Source organism: Antrihabitans auranticaus, assembly GCF_016481275.1.
In the GTDB taxonomy this organism is placed as follows: Bacteria; Actinomycetota; Actinomycetes; order Mycobacteriales; family Mycobacteriaceae; genus Antrihabitans.
On the sequence record NZ_JAEMNW010000002.1, the window covers coordinates 207879 to 225451 of the forward strand.

Below are 17573 nucleotides of genomic sequence, written 5' to 3' on the forward strand. Positions count from 1 at the left end.
CTAAAGGGAGAGACGTGGCCGGCGTGCAGAATCTCGATCGCGAGTACGACATTGCGCTCTATGGCGCGACAGGATTTGTCGGCGGCCTCACCGCTGCCTATCTGGCGAAGGCAGCACCGACCGATGTTCGGATCGCGCTTGCCGGGCGCTCGCAACGCAAACTCGAGGCAGTGCGCGCAGGACTCGGTCCCGCAGCGGAGAACTGGGCCATCGTTCTCGCTGACGCGACAGATCAGAGTTCGCTCGACGCCCTGGCTGCGAGCGCTCGCAGCATCGTCAGCACGGTCGGTCCCTACACCGAGCACGGCTTGCCCCTGGTCGCGGCGTGCGCCGCCGCGGGAACGGACTACGCGGATCTGACGGGAGAGTCGTTGTTCGTCCGGCGCAGTATCGACGGCTATCACAAGCAGGCTGCCGACACGACCGCACGGATCGTGCACAGCTGCGGATTCGACTCGGTTCCATCGGATCTCAGCGTCCATGCGCTGTACCGCCGGGCGCTGGCCGACGATGCCGGCGAGCTGCGTGAGACCACGCTGGTGGTGCGGCGGATTCGCGGCGGAGTGAGCGGCGGAACGGCGGCCTCCGGGCTCGCGCAGCTGCGCGAGATGGCTACCGATCCAGCCGCGCGCCGACTTGCGGTCGATCCTTACACGCTGAGTCCCGTCCGTGCCGCCGAGCCCGAGCTGGGCCGTCAATCCGACGGCTCGCTGAAGCGCGCGGCCGGTATCGACCGCTCGCTCTCGGGTTGGACGGCAGGATTCTTCATGGGTCCGTACAACACGCGGATCGTGCGTCGTAGCAATGCAATACGCGACTTCGCGTACGGCCGCGAGTTTCGGTACAGCGAGGTCATGTCCCTCGGTCGAACACCGTTCGCTCTTGTGCCGGCGGCTGTACTGGCGGGCGGACTCACCGCAGGGGTGGCGCTCTCGCCATTGCTGCGGTTCGTGCCGCACAGCCTGCTGGCTCGACTGAGCCCGCGGCCGGGAACAGGACCGAGCGAGCGGTCGCGTGCGAAAGGCTTCTTCGCGATCGAGACGTTCGCGACGACGTCGTCGGGCAGGCGTTATCGCGCGCGCTTCGCGATGCAGGGTGACCCCGGCTATGCCGCTACTGCTGTACTGCTCGGTGAGTCGGCACTGGCGCTGGCACTCGATACGGACCGCCTCTCGCGCAGTGGCGGAGTGCTGACGCCCGCGACGGCGATGGGTGACCCGCTGCTGGATCGCTTGGTGCGCGCAGGCGTGGACATCCAGGTCGACGAACTGGTGGGCGCAGCCGCGCGGTGAACGTGGCTAGCCGAGGGCGCGGCGCAGGAGCTTTCCCGTTGCGGTACGGGGTAATTCGTCGATGAAATGCACGTCCCTGGGTACTTTGAACCGCGCCAGGTTTTCCCTGACGTGGCTGCGGACCGCGTCGGCATCGATGGCCGCGTCGGGCGTTCGGACGATGTAGGCGGCAAGGCGCTGTCCGAACTCCTCGTCGGCCACGGCGACAACCGCGGCTTCGCTGACGGCCGGGTGCGCGTAGAGCAATTCCTCGACCTCCCCGGGGAATACGTTCTCGCCGCCGGAGACGATCATGTCGTCGTCACGGCCGTCGATGAACAGGCGCCCGCCTTCGTCCCAGTGTCCGACATCGCCCGAACTGAGCAAGCCGTCGATGATCTTCTTGCCGCCACCGCCCGAATATTCGGCGAACGAGAGCATGCTGCCGACGAATATGGTGCCTTTGACGCCCGGTTCGGTCACCAGGCGATCGTTGTCGTCGTACAACCGCACGGTGACGCTCGTGGGTGATTTGCCCACGGTTCCGGGTGCGACCTTCCAGTCGGCGGGGGTCGAGATGGCTGCGACACCGACCTCCGTCGACCCGTAGAAGTTGTAGAGCACGTCGCCGAACGCACGGGTGGCCTCGTTGCCGAGCGCCGCGGGCAATGCCGATCCTGCGCTGAAGATGATCCGTAGTGACGAAGTGTCGTAGCGTGCAAGGACTTCCGGACCGAGGTCGAGGATCCGGCGCAACATCGTCGGAACGACGACGAGTGCCGTTGCCCGATGCTTGGCGATGCCCGCGATCGTTGCCGTGGCGTCGAAGCGGCGGCGAACGACAACCGTGCTGCCGAGGGAGAACGACATGATGAACTGCGTGAGAGCGGTGCCGTGAAAGAGCGGTGCAGCAAGGACGGTCACCTCGCCGCGGCGTAGCGGAACTCGCTCGAGAAATGCTGCGGCGGCAAGAGGCGACCTGACGCGGCGCGGAACGCCACGCGGCGTGCCTGTCGTGCCGCCCGTCAGGAGGACGAATCCCCCTTGCGTCCGAGGCGGTTCCAGCTCGAAATCGACGTTTGTGTCTATCAGCACGTCGACCGTTGGGGTGGCTTCCTCGGGTTCGTCCTGCCAGGCAAGCACCCGCGTGACGGTTGTCGGCAACTCGGCGAGGAGGGCGGTGAATTCCTGGTCGTAGACGATGGCCGTCGCACCTTCCCGCACTGCGACGTCGGCCAGCTGACGAGCACTGAAACCTGTGTTGAACAGGACGAGGGTCGCGCCGATCTTCGCGGTCGCGAGCATCGTGTCGACCAGCCCGCGATGGTCGCGGCACAGCGACGCCACGACCGACTCCGGCCCGATACCTAGCGCAATCAGCCCACGCGCCAGCGCGTTCGAGCGCGAGTCCAGGTCCTTGTAGGTCAGCGAACCGGACTCGTCGATCAACGCGATCGCTCCCGGCGTGCGGTGCGCTGATGCAATTGCCGCGCCGGCGATCGGGCCGTACTGGCGGATCGCTCGCGAGGCGTGGACGATCGTGGCGGGCCGGCGAAAATCGATGGTCCCTGCGCGCTGCAGGATGCCGACCGAGTGCAGATTGACGTGCGTGGTGCGGACGATGCGGGAGAAAGAAGTCACAGCGAATGATCCTCGCGGCGTGAGCGACCGGGAGACTACATTTGAAAAGGTAGATTACCAGATAGCGACCGGGTCCGGTCTGCGGTTGCTCACTTGGGGCTGTAGTTGTCGACGAGCCACTGTCCACCATCGTGCGCCACGGTCACCGAGAGCAGGTTCGGGACGGTCGACGCGTCCGGTTGTTGCACATTCTCGGTCTTCTGCGTCGCAAACACGGTGACCTCGAAACGATTGTCGCCTGCCGGTTGGACGGCTGTAGCTACCACCGTGCCGGTCGCGACGACCTGCGCTTCGGTCATGATGGCGCCGAGCGTCTCCCGAACCTGGTTGTATCTGTCCTGCAAAGAGTTCGACGCGTCTTGCACGACGCCCGCGAAGAACGGGTCGAGATTGCGGTAGTCGTAGGTCAACGAGCGCGTCACGTAGTCACTTGCGACCTGACCGGCTTTGTCGCTCTCGGCCTGTCGGTCGCGCAGCGCTGCCAGGTCGCCGGATGTCGAGTGCCATTCCCAGCCGAGCACGGCGGCAAGGGCGACCAGCGAGGTAGCACACAGCGCCAGTGCGACTCGCACCCTGCGCGAGAGCTTCGGCGTCGGCGGCGCAGCTTCGTCCGTCTGGTCTGTGCTGGTCGAAAGCTCTTGTGTGACAGTCATTCGTCTCACCTCATCAGTTGGGTACTGGTACTGCGATCCGGGCCGGACCGCTGTCCGGAAACACCGTGAGCAGTATGTTCATGATCGAGCCGGCGTCGACTCTGAGTGGTCGCAACTGCGACGTTGCAGGTTTCACGATCGTCGAAACCAGCGCGAGGTCGGGCGCCAGCAGTCCTAGATATTCGCCGAGTTTCGTCACGAGCGGCCCGATCGGCTGATCCCAGATGTTCTCTCCGACATAGGAGTAGTGCTCGAACTCCTGGATGATCTGCACAGCGTTGGGCGTCAGCGACTCGACCGCCGGCGTTGTATCTCCGAGCACGCTGCCGTAGCCGTCGAAGTTGTCGCCGAGCGTCTGCACGTTGACGTAGAGCCGCGTGATGGCGTCTTTCTTGTCGTGCAACATCTGTGCGAACATGACCATCGCTCGGCTGAGCTTCGCCACGTCCTCGTCGCGGCCCAAGTTGCCGACTGTGAAGGTCGAGACGAGCCGCTCCAACGTCGCGGGATCCAATTGCGCCGTCAGAGAGTCGATCTTCGTCAAAGTGTCGCTGACGGTGGCCGATGTCTTGACCTGGCTCGCGGGTACCACTGCGCCGTCACCCAGATAGGGACCGGCTTCCGATGTGGGACGGAAGTCGATGAATTGTTCGCCGGCCGCCGAGAGGTTGCCGATCCGGACTTCGCTGTCGACCGGAATCGGGTACGCGGCATCGACCTGCACATCGACGGCGAGTCCCTCGGCTGTGGTCGAGATTCGTTCGACGCGACCGATTTTCATTCCGCGCAGGTCAACCTCGGAAATATCCATGAGGCCGCCGGATGAATCGAGCAGCACCGTGATCGTGTGTGTTTCGCGCCGGGGATCCCAATCCAGCACTGCCACAGCCATGTACGCCGAACACACGAGGGTCATGGCGAGCAGCATGACGAGGGAGACGGGCGCTGGAATTTTCATCGGACCAAACCGATCGAGCGGAGCACGTGGATCAACTGGTCTGCCTGGGCGCCGGCATCGATCCGAACGTTCGGAGCCGCCGACAGAAACGGAACAATCTTGTCGCGCAACAGCCGATCTACAGTGTCGACGTTCATCGGGACACTGGTATCTGCGTTCCCGATCGTGACCAGCGCGGGCGCGATCACCGCGATGATGTCGTGCACGTCGCCCGCGATCGGGACGAGAATATCGCCCAGGGGCCGCGCCAGATCGCGGAGCCGGAAGATCAGTTCGACAACACCGAACAGCACACCGCTCAGGCCCTCGGCCCGAGCAGGACCGTACTGCAATATTTCGTCTACACGCTCGTTGTTGGCTGCCAGATCGGTCGACACCGCAGCGGCCGCGCCGAGTATCCGGTCGATGTCGTCGGTATTCACCGTCAAGTCGTGCAGTGCCGCTTGCCCGGCGACAAATATCCTGCGGAAATCTTCGTCCGTCGCCGGAAACGCGGCGTTGAACTGGTTCACGACATCCTGTAGTTGCGCGACGCGACCACCCGAGACCATGCTCGACAGCCCGCGCAGCAGGTCTTCGATGTTGTCGGCCGGCGCAGTCTGTGACCGGGGGATCGTGTCACCGTCGACCAGGTACGGCCCCGTCGAATCCGCCGGCGGCAGTAACGAAATGTAGATCTCACCGAGGATGGTCGCTTGCCGCAGTTCGGCCCGCGTCGACACAGGAAGCTGGACCTCGCCTTTCAGGTCGACCTTCGCCACTGCCGACTCGCCGACCAACTCGACTCGGTCGACGATCCCGACCTCGACACCCTCTGCTACGACCTTTGCCTTGTCCGGAAGGTTGAGCGCACTGGAGAACTCGACGCTGACGGTGTACTTCGCGCCCTCGACGTACGTGCCCGGTATCGGCAGGTCTGCCGGGTCGAACCCGCACCCCGAGACGGCGAAGAGCGCAATACCGAAGATGACCGGCAGGACCTTCTTCATCGTGTCGCCGCCTGTCCGAGCAGTGATGCCATCAGGTCGCGCGATGCCTGGGGGACGTAGGCGAGGAGATCGCGGATGTCGCCGGCGCGGCTGAGCAGTTGGTGTGAGAAGGGGAGTGCCTTGTCGAGAAAGGCATAGGACTGTTCGTCGTACTTGTCGATCGTGCGTGCGGCCACTGGGAGAAACTCGTTCGCCTTCGCGAGCGCCGTCCCGAGTCCCGAAGCGATACCGTCGACGACCTCGAGGCCGTTGCCGAGATTCTGCAGCAGGGTGCTGAAGTCGGGCCAGTTGGTGACGAACATGGTGGTGAGGCGGTCGAGATTGTCGATGAGGCGACGGACGACGACGTCCTTGTCCGCTGGATCGCCCACAAGAGTGCTCAGCCGCCCGAGCAGCGAATTGAACGTGGGGCCTGTTCCGTCGAGTGCCGCGTCGAGTGAGTTCAGCGCGTCGGCCAGGATGGGATCCGGTGGGGTACCGGGTCCGCCGTCGGATTCGGAGCCGAGTAGGTCGGCGGCAACGGCGTTCACCGCGTCGAAGGTCTCGCTGATCCCGAGCGGTGTCTTGGTGCGCGTCAGCGGGATGCATTGTGCACCCTCGAATAGCGGACCCCCGGTGTAGGGCTTGGTGAGCTCGACGTGCCGGTCGGTCACGATCGAACTCGACATGGTCACTGCACCGACATCCGCGGGAACCGCAATGTCGTGATCGATGTCCATCGTGACCTTCATGCGATCGCCCATGGGCTCGATCGCCGCGACGCTTCCGATTTCGATGCCCAGCAAGGTGACGTCGTTGCCCTCGTACAGCCCGACAGTGTCGGTGAATTCCGCGCACATCGTCTTCGAATCCCGATCCAGACTGCTTACCGCGGAAGTTGCTGCGCCGCCAAGCAATACGACGGCGGCAGCGCCGAGGGCGAGATAACCGACCTTCTTTCCCACGCTCACGTCAGCACTCTCGCATTGCGCTGGGGATACAGATTCCGGCATCGGTGGTGGCGCCGCCGAGTTCGTCGGCATGCGCGTTCTCGATACCGAGCATGGCCGAAATCGACGTCATGAACTCCTGGATTCCTGCGATGACTTCATCGAGCTTGCTGGTGTCGGCGAAGACTTTGTTCACGACTTCTTCGAGTTCCGCTATCGGGGGTTCGAGTCCGTCGGCATAGGCCATGATCGGGCGGTGTACGACGTCGGCCAACCGCCGCAGTAGCTGGAACGTCTGCACCACATCGTCTTTGTGCGAGCCGAGCTTCACCGCGACGATGCCGAGCTGACGGACGAAATCAGCCAGCACCGCCTGGTCGTCGGCAATGGCGGCGATGTATTCGTCGGATACCCGGAGTCCCTGGTCCAGCTGGTCGGAGCGCTGCGCCAGTACGCCCGTGAGGTCGTTGACGTTGTTGAGCAGGTTGCGAACCGCCTCCGGCTGACCGGCCATCGCCTTGTTCACCTCGGTGATCGTGGCCCGCAGCGTAGTGCCGTCGACCTGGCGCAGCATGGGTGTCGCGTCCTGCATGATGTCGGTGATCTCGTACGGGGTCTTGGTGCGTTCCGGCGGTATGTGAGCTGACCCGAGGTCGTCGTCGCCGGCTGGTGAAAGCGCGAGGTAGTGTCCGCCGATCGGTGTCAGCATCTTGATTTCGACGGCAGAGAGGTCGCCGACGTGCACGCCCTGGTCGACGGCGAAGCGAACCTCGACGTGATCACCGACCAGGCGGACCGACTGGACGCTGCCGACTTTGATGCCCGCGACCCTGACCTCGTTGCCGCTGCGCGCCCCGCCCGCGCTGCGGAAATCCGCGACGTAGGTGTCGGTACCGAAGGGCACCAGATAGATCACGGCACTGATCGCGAGTCCGACGATCGCGACGACGATACCGGTTGCGCCCCAGCGTAGTTGAGAATTGGGCTCGTCCACGACCGGACGTGGCTTGCGGCCGATCTTCATTTGCAGATCACCAGCCGTTGGTTGCCGAGCACGGCAGAGCCGATGCCGGGAAGGTCTGCGCCGCCTGTCGGGCAGGCGAAGCCGGCGGCCGCGGCGGGCGTCCGGTTGTTCAAGCCGGACAGCAGCGACGGCACGAGCGACAAGATTTCGACCCATTGGTCGGAGCGGGGGACCACGCGGCGAAACAGTCCGTGCAGCGGCAGGTAGCTCTCGTCGTACGCGCCCTGCAGTTGTTCGAGCAGTTCGACCGCCGGTTGCAGCGCGCGATTTGCTTCCTTTGTCGCAGAGACGATTTCGTCTGCCTTGGTGCTGAACCTGCTGAGCAGGCCACCGAGTTGCTCGACCAGATCGCCCACCTGCGCGGACCTGCCCGCAATCTGGTTGGAGATCTCGCCGAGGTTTCGGATCAACAGGACGATCACGGCCTCGCGGTCCTTTGCGTACTTCGTCAGCGTGTCGAGATCGGCCAGGACGGGACCGATTCCGGCACCGTCGCCCTGCAACACGCGAAGGATGTTCTCGCCGAACTGGTTCAGTTGCGCGGTGTCGAGTGTGTCGAACAGCGGCCGAAACCCGTTGAACAGCTTGGAGACGTCGAAGCTCGGTATCGTCGCCGCGAGCGGAAAAGCGTAGTTTCGGGCCACGGGCGTCGCGGTGGCATCCGGTTGTACGAGTTCGATGTACCGCTGGCCCAACAGGTTCTGATAGCGGACGGCGGGCTGTGTCGTTTCGTAGACGGGCCGGTCGGCTTGCACCGAGAAGCGGACACGCGCATTCACGCCATCGAGCGTGACCGACTCGACCTTGCCGACCTGCACCCCGGACATCCGGACGTCGTCACCGGCGAAGAGGCCGGATACGTCGGAGAAGAGAGCTTCGAACTCGACTTTGTCGCCCGGTACCGGGGTGCGCAGCGCGGTAACGATGACCACCGAACACGCGGTCACGATCACGACGAAGATTGCGAGGCGCAGCACTGCGCCGCGAACGGTGATCATCGCGGCCCTCCGACGATCGAATCGACGAGATACGGCATGTCTTTGGAAATCAGTTCCAGCTGCAATTGCACACGGCCGTCGACAACCGGGAATGCGCCGTCGATCCGGTCGAGCAACTCGGGGACCCGGTTATAGGTCGGTGCGACCGAACCGATCGACGCGGCAATCGGAATGACAAGGTCGAGAACGGTACTCACGATGGTGGACAGATCGACGCTGTTGTCGCGCAGGATCGTCGCGAGCGGCGCCAACGCCTGATCGGCGAGGCCGTAGATGGCTTTGTTCGTCCGGTCCTGGTTGCTCGTTTCGCCGAAATATGCACTGGTGTCGAGCAACTGAGCGATGAGATCGACAGCTGGGGGAGTGAGTTCGGCGACTCCCGTCGCCACGTCACCGCCGATGCGTACGTACTCCGCGACTGGAGCGCGTTGGTAGTCGGCGAGCATCCGCGCGGTTTCGAAAAAGGCGCGGGTGGTCGGTCCGAGTGTCTCGGTATTCGTGATGAGTAGATCGAACAGCCGGTCGACGTCCTCGGTGTCGAGTATTCGCGTGAGCTGCCCGGCCTTGCGGAAAACGCTCGTGACCGTCGCGTTGGCGCTGTTCTCGCCGATATGCAGTGTCGAGTCCTCCTCCAATGGGTTCCCGCCGCCGCGATTGACGAGTTCGATTGCTGTGGAACCGAAGACATTCGAGGACGTGTATCTGGCGATGACGTTGTCGGTCAGGTGCTCGGCTTGCCTGCGATCGAGCGAGAGTTCCAGTTGCTGATGCCCGAAACCGATCGTGTCGATCCGGCTGACGGTCCCGATGGCGAAGCCGTGCAGCTTCACCTCGGCACCTGGCGCTAGCCCTTCGCCAACCGTCGCCGCGTCGATCCACACCGTGAAGCGATCGCTGAATTTGCCCTGGCTGTATGCGGTCAGCGTCACCGCGACAACCGCGATCACGGCTACGATCGCAAGCCCGCGGAGCCGAAGTGCCAGCTTGCCTGCGGATCTGCCCGAGAAGTCCTGGTATACCGGCACTCTTACCCCGAAATCCTGATGCCGACATCGAGTCCCCAGAACAGCAGAGTCATCACCATGTCCGCGATGACAACGCCGATCAGGCTCGCCCGGATCGCCCGGCCGGACGCCCTGCCCACGCCCTCGGGGCCGCCGGTCGCGTAGAAGCCCTGGTAGCCGTGAATGATGATGATCATCACGACGAAAACGATCGCCTTCACCAGTGAGAACAGCACGTCGGACGGTTGAATGAACGCCCCGAAGTAGTGGTAGTAGGTGCCGCTGGATTGTCCGTGCAGGACGTTGACCACGACGGCGCACGAGAGGTAGCTGAGGATCAACGTCAGCAGAAACAGCGGAACGATCGTGATCACACCCGCGATGACCCGCGTGGTCACGACGAACGGAATAGGCCGCACCGCAGTTGCTTCCAGTGCATCGATCTCCTCGGAGATCCGCATCGCCCCGATCTCGGCGGTCATGCGGCACCCCGCCTGTGCGGCGAAGCCGATCGCCGCGATCATCGGTGCCATTTCCCGGGTATTGGCGTAGGCCGACACGAATCCGGTGAGTGGGCCCATCCCCACCATGTCGAGGGTCGAGAAGCCTTCGACGCCGATCGAGCCGCCCACCGCGACGCCGAGAAACGCCAGGACGGCGACAGTGCCGCCGCCGACAATGATCGACCCGTTGCCCCAGGTGATGTCGGTCAGGATCAGCATCGTCTGGCGCCGATAGGCGCGAAGCGTGTGCGGTACCGCGGCAAGCACCTGCCAGACGAAGGTGAACTGGTGGCCGAGGTGCTCCGCGAAAGCTACGGGTGTCCGCACGACCGCGGCGGCGCCGCCGAAGAGAGTGGCAGTGCCGTATGGCCGCACCTTCGCCGGTGTATCGACCATCAACCGATCCTTGTTGGCATGAACATCGAAACAAGCTGTGTAATAACCAGATTGACACCGAAGGCTGCCATCACGCCGATCACGACGGCAGCGTTCACCGCGTTCGCAACGCCCTTGGGCCCGTGTGTCGATTCAAGCCCGCGCTGGCAGGCCACGATCACCACGATGATGCCGAACAAGATCGATTTGGCAACGGCGACAAGTAGATCGGAGACCGAAGCGAACGACGCGAACGACGACAGGTAGCTGCCGGGTGTCCCACCCTGAGCGCCGACATTGATCAGGTAACCGGTCCCGACACCCATGAAGACGATCACCAGGCACAGCAGTGGAGCGATCGCGGCCATCGCCGCAAGGCGCGGCGCAACGAGCCTGCGGACCGGGTCGATGCCCATCGTGCGCATGGCGTCGATCTCGTCGCGGATCGTTCTGGCTCCGAGATCCGCTGCGATCGCCGAGCCCGCGGCGCCGCCGAGCAGTAGGGCGGCGACGATCGGAGCACCCTGCCGGATCACTCCGAGGCCGCCTGCTGCACCTGCGATCGACGTGGCGCCGACCTGCTGAGTCAGGCTGCCGACCTGAACGGAGACGATGACACCGAACGGCACCGACACCAGCACCGCAGGTACGGCCGTCACGCTGACGATGAACCAGGCCTGTAACAGTGTCTCGCGCAATGGATGCCGCAAGCGCACGATGTCGATTACCAGATACATGCCGGCGTCCACGCCGAGTCGGAGTGCGCGGCCGACGGTCCGAGTCGCGGTGAGGCCGAGGTCGACTCCCCATCGAACGGTGCGAGCGGGTGTCTGGACAACTGTGTCCAACATTTCCGCCTCCTCGAAGTTCGGCCAGCCGACGTGACCGCCGTCACCAGGTGTTCGAAAACCTAGCATATTTATCGGACTGATGCGTCACTTCTTTAAATAGATCGGCTCAGGTCAGTTTCTGACAGGCGTGAGCGGCACGGTGAGATGTGAGCTGAACTGTGCGGTGCGCAGCACGTCGTAGCTGCTCCCGAACAGGCTCGGATAGTCCTTCGGATTGAGAATGTGCGTCGGTGCATCGCCGGACGCGATGGTCAGCTGCAGCCGATGACCAGCCTCGAAGACATGGAAAGCCGGCCGGACCTTGACGTTGTACTCGGTGATCTCGCCCGGTACGACAGGCAGCAGCGACTCCCGCCTACCTGGATGGAACGGTCCGAGAAGACTGCCGTCCGCGGTTCGCCAACTCCTCGATTCGTCGAGTGCGCGGAAGTTTCCCGCGAGCTGACCTTCGGTCAGCGCCGTCGCAGTTCCGTCGGGCGCGATGTCCTGGACTGTCACGCTGAATGCCGACGCGGGCTTGTTCGAGATCGCGAACAGCGTTGCGCCGATGGACCGCCAGGGCGGTCCGTTGTGTGAAGGGCTCCGTCGTGTACTGCGGGTTGTCGACTACCGGCGGCAAATCGCCCTGCGGGACGAACGCGGCGCAGGGATCGTCGACGGCGAACACTCGCGCGAGTAGCTGGTACGTCCCGGCGAAATTCTGTGAGAACGAACGGTTGCAGATGGTTCCGCTGTTGATCGCGCTGAACGTCACGCGGTCGGAGCCGGCTGTGCTGGTTGGCTTTTCGCCGCTCAGTGCGCCGTCCGTCTGCAGATACAGATTTTGCGCGGGAGCTGCGCCGACTGGATAGGTGGCACTCTCGATCACGTTGCCGTTGATGTCGATTGCGTGCAGCGGCGTGTCGGTCTCGTCGATTCCGTTGTGATCGTTCTTGAGCCACCGATCGAACCAGGCGAGCGCAATCGCGTGGAGATCGATATCGGTCGTGGTGTTCTGGATGCCCGGCTGAACATGGAACCACGGGCCGAACAGGAGCTGAAAGCGTCCCGTCGACCGCGCATCGCCCGGCATCGGGCCACCGTGCGGGCGACCGGCCCACGCGTTCTGCAGTGCCGAGAATGTGCGTGGGGTGCCGTCCTGCAGCAGGTCGTACTGTCCGCCGATCAAGTACGTCGGAATGTCGTTGTCCGCCAGCTTCTCCAGGACGTTGTCGATTGCCCGCGACTCCCAGTACGGGCCCGAATATGCCTTGTCGCCGTCGGACAGCGCGCTGATGACCGACAACCACGAACCGTCGGGTGCGACGTTGCTCAGCAGATGGTCGACAACTACCTCCAGCATCTTCTCGGGCTGTTGGTAGAGGCCGAGGATTGGATCGATCTCGGGGAGAAGAGTATTCGGGAACCACAGGTACGCGGCGAGGAAAGCGATGTTGTAGAAGCCGTCGTGATTGAGGATGTCCTGGAAGAGGTTGTTGCCCGGCATCAGCGGGAACAGCGCTTTCACCGGCCCGCCTTCTTCGAGGACGCCCGCCGCGAGCAACCCGCTCATGCCGAGGTAGGAGAGACCGTAGAGGCCGATTTCACCGGTCGAATTCGGCAGTTGCGCCGCCCATTCCAAGGCGCGCTTGGAGTCGTCGCGTTCCTGTGGGTTGAGAATGCTCCACTGGCCGCCGGACGAACCCGTGCCGCGCAGGTCGAGGATCACCTGGATATAGCCGCGCCGGACGAAGTAGTCGCCGTAGCCGGCGGCGTCGGCTACCTGCCGGAGCACCTCGACGCCGGTGGGGAGAATTCGGTCGAGGACCGGCCCCAGCCAGTCGTAGGACAGGATCCGCAGTAGGCCGGTGCTGTCCTTGCCGTATGCGGTCTGCGTCATGACGATGGGGAACGGTCCGGTGGCGGGGGACCCGTCGGGATTCGTCGGATACCGAACGTCGGCGCGAAGAACGACGCCGTCCGCCATCACGATCTCGTGGTTCTTCTGCTCGCCGATGCCGAAGCGCTCCGGCCCCGGACTCCACCCCTGCGGGAGTCCGGTGCGGGCGTCGACCCGTGAGACGTCCAGTCCGGCGGCCGGGTCCGCCTGGGCGGGGCCCGCCGCGACCGTCAGTGCGGCTGCGAGGAAGATCGCCAGGAGGACCCGGACGATCACCGCCCCGTACCGATCGCGTGCCCGATCAGTGCTTGTCCCGCGAGCGGCAAGATGTCCGAAAGGCCTTGTGCGAATTTGGGATCGGTGACCGAGGTCGTCGGGCTCGTGATCGTGCAACCGGCGGGTGCCGGGACACCGTTCAGCCGGTCCTGGATCCAGTAGAACGCGCCCGGAAGGTGTGTACCGACGCCGGAGATGTGCTCGGCGAGGAACTCGCGAACATACGTGACGCTGGGAGCGCCTGCGCTGCAGTACTTGTCGACGATGCGATCCGTACCGGCGATCGGAATGATCTCGTCGTTCTGGGCGTGGTAGATGTACACGGGCACCGTCGGAGTGCGCTGGCCGAGCGAGTTGTCCATGATCGCGTCTCTGATCTCGGGTAGCGCCAGCGGATCGGCGCCCTGGAACGTTCCCATGTAGTTCAGGCCGGGGAAGACGCTCGTTCCCATCGGGTGGCAGAGCACCTTCTTGGAGGCGAGCACGAACTGGCCGAGCGGGTCGACGCGCTCGCGCATGACTCGCTGCATCTCCGGGTACTCGGTCGCGATTCCTACGAAGGCGCCACTGATCAGACCTGCGTACACACCATTGTTGTTGTGCCGCACAAGTGTTTCGTAATCGGCTGCGGCGACGCCGCCCGATGCCGTGCCGACGATGTTCAGTTCCGGTGCGTATTCGTCCTTGATCTCGGCCACGAAGGAGGTCGGGATCGTGCCGCCGGAGTAGCCCCAGAGAGCGGTCGGTGTGGCCGGTCCGTCCAGCTCCGAAGGTGCGAAATTCTCCGCCGCGCGGATTCCGTCCAGCGTGGCGTGTGCACCGAGACGCGATGCGCCGTATGCAGAGTTCGGGCCCTCGTAGTCGGGCAGTGCGACGGTCCAGCCGTGGCCGAGGCCTGCCGCGATCGGAATCAAGATCTCGGCCGCGTTGACGTAATCGGCGGGAATTGCGCCCGACTGCACAACGTAGGAGGGGGCACAGTACTGCGCGGCGGAGTCCTCGGCGATTTGGTAGGACAACAACTTTCGCCCACCGGCCGGCGCGGGTCCGCGGGGAGTGAGGATTGTGGTCACTGTGGCGATCGGCTCGCCGTGGCTGTTCGTGGTCCGGTAGAGCAACTGCCAGGCATCCACGTCCATGTGGAGGATTCCGAAGAACGCCGGGAGGATGGCCCGGGCGCGCAGGATTTCGCCGGGTTCAGCCGCTGCGACGAGACCCGCCGCGGGCCTGTAGAAGTCGTCGAACTCCGGTGGCAGAGTGACCGCCGGGGCGGGCTCGATCGCAACATCGGCGGGTGCCGGGTCGGCCGTTGCGACCAATCCCGTCAGCAGGGGCGCGGCCAGCGCGGCCACTGCGGCCAGCGTCAGAACACGAATCGATCGGCGTGCATTCGTCATTGAAAGGCGCTCTCTCGGGGTGCCGGATACGGATTCTCACTACAGCGTCGATGCTGTGTGGGTTGTCACAACAGCGATAACGGTAAGATAGATTTTCAGATTGTCAACCACCGGGGCCGATCGTCTCGTAATCCGTGGGTCTGGCGGCAGGAGCGCTGGGCGCGCTCGAAAGCGCGACATGGCGGTCAGGTGTTTTGCTGTGGGGGAGTGGGATTCACCGCCCCGAGTCGTGTGCGGTGACTGGACCACATGGCAGGTCCGACGCCGTTGGCGGCCTGCCATGCGGAGCTCTGCCCGCTCAGATCATGCGGTCAGTTCGAGTGTGCCGCGAGGGTTCCACGGCATCGGTCCGGTCGGGAAGCTGAAGCGCAGCAATCGATGGGAACCGCTTGCTTCGAAATGCGCGGTGAACGGTGGTAGGAAGCCTGCGATCACCTTGTCGAGCAGGCCGTTGATGTGCGCGAATCCCGGCCGGATCTTGACCTGCCAGGCGTCGAAGCTGCCGGCCGTCACCTTGACCGTGGTGCGCTTCTCGATCTTGATCTCGAGGGGCCAGTAGATCGAGTAGGCGAGCCAGATGTCGTGCTTGGACTTCGCTCCCTTGCTGAAGTCGAGCCCGCGCAGCAGGGTGAGCCCACCGATCAGCGGCATCACGCCCTTCGGGAAGGGCTGCAGTTCGCCGCCGAACTGGAGGTGCTGGGTCCCTGCGAAGTAGCCCTCCTCGCGGGTGACCAACTGGCCCTCGAAAAAGCTTGCCGCCTTGTAGCTTTCGGTCGAGATTCGGCCGTTCTCACGGCGAAAGCGCTGCTCGACCTGCATCGCGAACTGTTCCTTCAGCCCAGCATCCACCGAGGACACGTACACGTCGCCGTCGTGCTCGACGAGGGCCGAGATCGTGTACATCGTGGGGTCGTCGCCCACTCGGATGCCATAGACGGATTTCTCGCCGTCCTCGATCGCGGGGTCGCGGAAAGGGCTTGTCATTCGGTTCTCCTGGGTTGGGTCGGAGGTGCCGCGGCCGCCGAGGCGCGCGTCCGATTAAACAGACTGATATATCATTCGTCAAATATTCCGACAGTATCCCGGACTCGCGAACGAGCCCGGAGCGGGGTCAGCGCGATGCTTTGTCGGACGAGCTCAGGGCGCTGAAATTCGCGCCTGTGAGTTCGACGGACTTCTCCCACAGTGCTGCGGCGAGGTCGGCGTTGCGGGCTGAGCGTGTGCGCGGGGAGCGGCTGATCGGTCCGCGGACGCCGAAGAGGCGGTTGGGTCCGATGTAGTCGTCGTTGCGAACGTCGCCCATGGTCGCCGCGTACAGCTGGCTCAACGCGCCGTGCCGCTCGCTGTTGCCGAACAGGCGGAGCCCGAGGTGCGTGGCCGCGAGAGCGCCAGGAATGGGCGGCACCATCGAATCGAAGAGGTTCGTCGCGGCAACGCCGGGGTGGGCGGCTATCGACGTGAGGTTCGAGCCCGCGGCAGAGCTGCGCCGTGCGAGTTCGGCGCTGAACAAGAGGTTGGCGAGTTTGGACTGCCCGTAGGCTGTCATGCGTCCGTAGCGGCGGCGGTCGAAGTTGAGGTCGTCGAGCACGATTCGGCCCTGCCTGTGCGCGATACTCGCAAGGTTGACGACGCGCGGCGCGGAAGCGGCGACAAGCGCGGAAAGAAGGCCGTCGGTGTAGGCGAAGTGGCCGAAATGATTTGTCCCGATCTGCATCTCGAAGCCGTCAGCCGTTCGCGCGAACGGTACCGCCATGAGGCCGGCGTTATTCACCAACACATCGATCTCGGGCGCGACTGCGATCGTCTGCGATGCTGCACGACGCACCGAGGCGAGGTCGGCGAGGTCCAGCTCGACCAATTGGTGGTCGGCTGCCGGGCCTGCCTGTGCAACGAGTGAAAGTGCCTGCTGCCCAGTGGTCTGATTACGGCAGGCGAGCACTATTCGGGCTCCAGCCCCGGCGAGAGCGGTCGCAGCCTGCAAGCCGAGGCCGTTGTTGGCGCCGGTGATGACGATCGTCTTCCCCGTCTGGTCGGGAATGTGGGGTACGCGGAAGTTCTTGATCGCCAGTGCGTTTGCCATGTGGGTTCCTTACTCGGTTGGTTCGGTCATCGAAAATGCAAGGTGCAGAGGTTGTTCGGGAGCGATGAGAACGCCGTTCATCCGGGCATTGGACTCCGCGATGCTGGAAATGGTCGTCGCGAGGTAGTCGACGAACTGCTCGATCGGCATGGGGAGAGGCCGATTGCGCGAGGCGCCGAGCCACCAATCCGTCGCAGACGCAACAGTTCCGAAGACGGTGTATATGGTCAGTTCGGCACGATCGATGTCGACCGAACGGTGGTCCAGAGTTTCGGCGAGCAGTACTGCCGCGCGACGCGCGTACTGCCGCGCGGACTGCAGTGCCCGCTCCGACTCGTCGGCCTGCTGAGTGAAGTGGCTGTGAACCATGAATCTGAAGGCGTTCGGATGTTCGGTGACAACCAGCGCGTATTCGGCCGCTCCGCGCCGCACCAACTCGCGGGTGGTGTCGTTCAACAAGTTCACGCTTGCGATGAGGCGCTCCCAGAGCAACTCCTGCGTGCGGTCGACAATCGCGTTGTACAAGTCGATCTTGTCCTCGAAGTGCCTGTACAGCTTAGGTTTTGCCGCGCCGGCCTCCTTGGCGATGTCGTCCATGCTCACGTCGGGACCGAACTTGTCCAGCGCCCTGAACGCGGCATCGACAAACTCGTTTCGCACTTTGATCCGGTGCTCGCGCCAGCGCTCGGTGCGTGCGTCCACACGCTGGCCGGTCGACTGCTTCTTGCCCCTCGCAGGTATCACA

At 64.0% G+C, this 17573-nt stretch carries 16 protein-coding genes and 1 pseudogene; 1 reads left to right on the forward strand and 16 read right to left on the reverse strand.

The features are described 5' to 3' along the window. Positions 1-23: 23 nt before the first annotated feature. Positions 24-1292 carry a saccharopine dehydrogenase family protein gene (locus JGU72_RS08910; protein ID WP_199684519.1) on the forward strand — a complete coding sequence of 423 codons (1269 nt, stop codon included), beginning with the start codon at positions 24-26 and terminating at the stop codon, positions 1290-1292. A gap of 6 nt (positions 1293-1298) precedes the next feature. Here the strand turns inward: JGU72_RS08910 and JGU72_RS08915 are convergent, their stop codons facing one another. The 16 genes and pseudogenes from JGU72_RS08915 to JGU72_RS08985 form a co-directional block, all read right to left on the reverse strand. Continuing rightward, positions 1299-2912, reverse strand: coding sequence for an AMP-binding protein (locus JGU72_RS08915; RefSeq protein ID WP_199683463.1), 1614 nt, complete (start codon positions 2910-2912; stop codon positions 1299-1301). An 89-nt stretch (positions 2913-3001) separates the two neighbouring features. After that, the gene (locus tag JGU72_RS08920) at positions 3002-3565 is read right to left on the reverse strand and encodes a hypothetical protein (protein ID WP_199683464.1); all 564 of its coding nucleotides are present in this window, start codon (positions 3563-3565) and stop codon (positions 3002-3004) included. Positions 3566-3578: 13 nt separating this feature from the next. Then, a complete protein-coding gene (locus JGU72_RS08925; protein ID WP_199683465.1) occupies positions 3579-4523 on the reverse strand; it encodes an MlaD family protein in 945 nt (314 codons plus the stop codon). After that, positions 4520-5512: an MlaD family protein gene (locus tag JGU72_RS08930; protein WP_199683466.1), complete on the reverse strand. Its 993-nt coding sequence runs from the start codon at positions 5510-5512 to the stop codon at positions 4520-4522. Before JGU72_RS08930 ends, JGU72_RS08925 begins: the two co-directional genes overlap by 4 nt. Further along, positions 5509-6462, reverse strand: a complete 954-nt coding sequence (locus JGU72_RS08935) for an MCE family protein (protein WP_199683467.1) — start codon at positions 6460-6462, stop codon at positions 5509-5511. The genes JGU72_RS08930 and JGU72_RS08935 overlap by 4 nt, the downstream gene beginning before the upstream one ends. Before the next feature lies 1 nt (position 6463). Beyond that, a complete protein-coding gene (locus JGU72_RS08940; RefSeq protein WP_199683468.1) occupies positions 6464-7465 on the reverse strand; it encodes an MlaD family protein in 1002 nt (333 codons plus the stop codon). Further along, the gene (locus JGU72_RS08945) at positions 7462-8463 is read right to left on the reverse strand and encodes an MlaD family protein (RefSeq protein WP_199683469.1); all 1002 of its coding nucleotides are present in this window, start codon (positions 8461-8463) and stop codon (positions 7462-7464) included. Before JGU72_RS08945 ends, JGU72_RS08940 begins: the two co-directional genes overlap by 4 nt. Further along, positions 8460-9488: an MlaD family protein gene (locus JGU72_RS08950; protein ID WP_199683470.1), complete on the reverse strand. Its 1029-nt coding sequence runs from the start codon at positions 9486-9488 to the stop codon at positions 8460-8462. Before JGU72_RS08950 ends, JGU72_RS08945 begins: the two co-directional genes overlap by 4 nt. 2 nt (positions 9489-9490) lie before the next feature. After that, positions 9491-10366, reverse strand: coding sequence for an MlaE family ABC transporter permease (locus tag JGU72_RS08955; RefSeq protein ID WP_199683471.1), 876 nt, complete (start codon positions 10364-10366; stop codon positions 9491-9493). Next, a complete protein-coding gene (locus JGU72_RS08960) occupies positions 10366-11196 on the reverse strand; it encodes an ABC transporter permease (protein ID WP_233531815.1) in 831 nt (276 codons plus the stop codon). The genes JGU72_RS08955 and JGU72_RS08960 overlap by 1 nt, the downstream gene beginning before the upstream one ends. 111 nt (positions 11197-11307) lie before the next feature. Then, on the reverse strand, positions 11308-11694 hold the full coding sequence (locus JGU72_RS31415) for a CocE/NonD family hydrolase C-terminal non-catalytic domain-containing protein (RefSeq protein ID WP_374101096.1): 387 nt from the start codon (positions 11692-11694) through the stop codon (positions 11308-11310). A gap of 265 nt (positions 11695-11959) precedes the next feature. Next, positions 11960-13162, reverse strand: a pseudogene (locus JGU72_RS08965) (CocE/NonD family hydrolase); the annotation flags it as partial. A gap of 185 nt (positions 13163-13347) precedes the next feature. Further along, the gene (locus JGU72_RS08970) at positions 13348-14748 is read right to left on the reverse strand and encodes a lipase family protein (protein WP_199683474.1); all 1401 of its coding nucleotides are present in this window, start codon (positions 14746-14748) and stop codon (positions 13348-13350) included. 303 nt (positions 14749-15051) lie between these two features. Further along, the gene (locus JGU72_RS08975) at positions 15052-15732 is read right to left on the reverse strand and encodes a hypothetical protein (protein ID WP_199683475.1); all 681 of its coding nucleotides are present in this window, start codon (positions 15730-15732) and stop codon (positions 15052-15054) included. Between the two features lie 127 nt (positions 15733-15859). Continuing rightward, a complete protein-coding gene (locus JGU72_RS08980) occupies positions 15860-16828 on the reverse strand; it encodes an oxidoreductase (protein ID WP_199683476.1) in 969 nt (322 codons plus the stop codon). Between the two features lie 9 nt (positions 16829-16837). Next, positions 16838-17572, reverse strand: a complete 735-nt coding sequence (locus tag JGU72_RS08985; RefSeq protein ID WP_307828361.1) for a TetR/AcrR family transcriptional regulator — start codon at positions 17570-17572, stop codon at positions 16838-16840. Between the last annotated feature and the right edge of the window lies 1 nt (position 17573).

Excerpts from the sequence above, each read along its gene's own strand:
- JGU72_RS08920 (WP_199683464.1), bottom strand. The coding sequence starts at position 3,565 with ATGACTGTCACACAAGAGCTTTCGACCAGCACAGACCAGACGGACGAA.
- JGU72_RS08925 (WP_199683465.1), bottom strand. The coding sequence starts at position 4,523 with ATGAAAATTCCAGCGCCCGTCTCCCTCGTCATGCTGCTCGCCATGACC.
- JGU72_RS08930 (WP_199683466.1), bottom strand. The coding sequence starts at position 5,512 with ATGAAGAAGGTCCTGCCGGTCATCTTCGGTATTGCGCTCTTCGCCGTC.
- JGU72_RS08940 (WP_199683468.1), bottom strand. The coding sequence starts at position 7,465 with ATGAAGATCGGCCGCAAGCCACGTCCGGTCGTGGACGAGCCCAATTCT.
- JGU72_RS08945 (WP_199683469.1), bottom strand. The coding sequence starts at position 8,463 with ATGATCACCGTTCGCGGCGCAGTGCTGCGCCTCGCAATCTTCGTCGTG.
- JGU72_RS08955 (WP_199683471.1), bottom strand. The coding sequence starts at position 10,366 with ATGGTCGATACACCGGCGAAGGTGCGGCCATACGGCACTGCCACTCTC.
- JGU72_RS08960 (WP_233531815.1), bottom strand. The coding sequence starts at position 11,196 with ATGTTGGACACAGTTGTCCAGACACCCGCTCGCACCGTTCGATGGGGA.
- JGU72_RS08970 (WP_199683474.1), bottom strand. The coding sequence starts at position 14,748 with ATGACGAATGCACGCCGATCGATTCGTGTTCTGACGCTGGCCGCAGTG.
- JGU72_RS08975 (WP_199683475.1), bottom strand. The coding sequence starts at position 15,732 with ATGACAAGCCCTTTCCGCGACCCCGCGATCGAGGACGGCGAGAAATCC.
- JGU72_RS08980 (WP_199683476.1), bottom strand. The coding sequence starts at position 16,828 with ATGGCAAACGCACTGGCGATCAAGAACTTCCGCGTACCCCACATTCCC.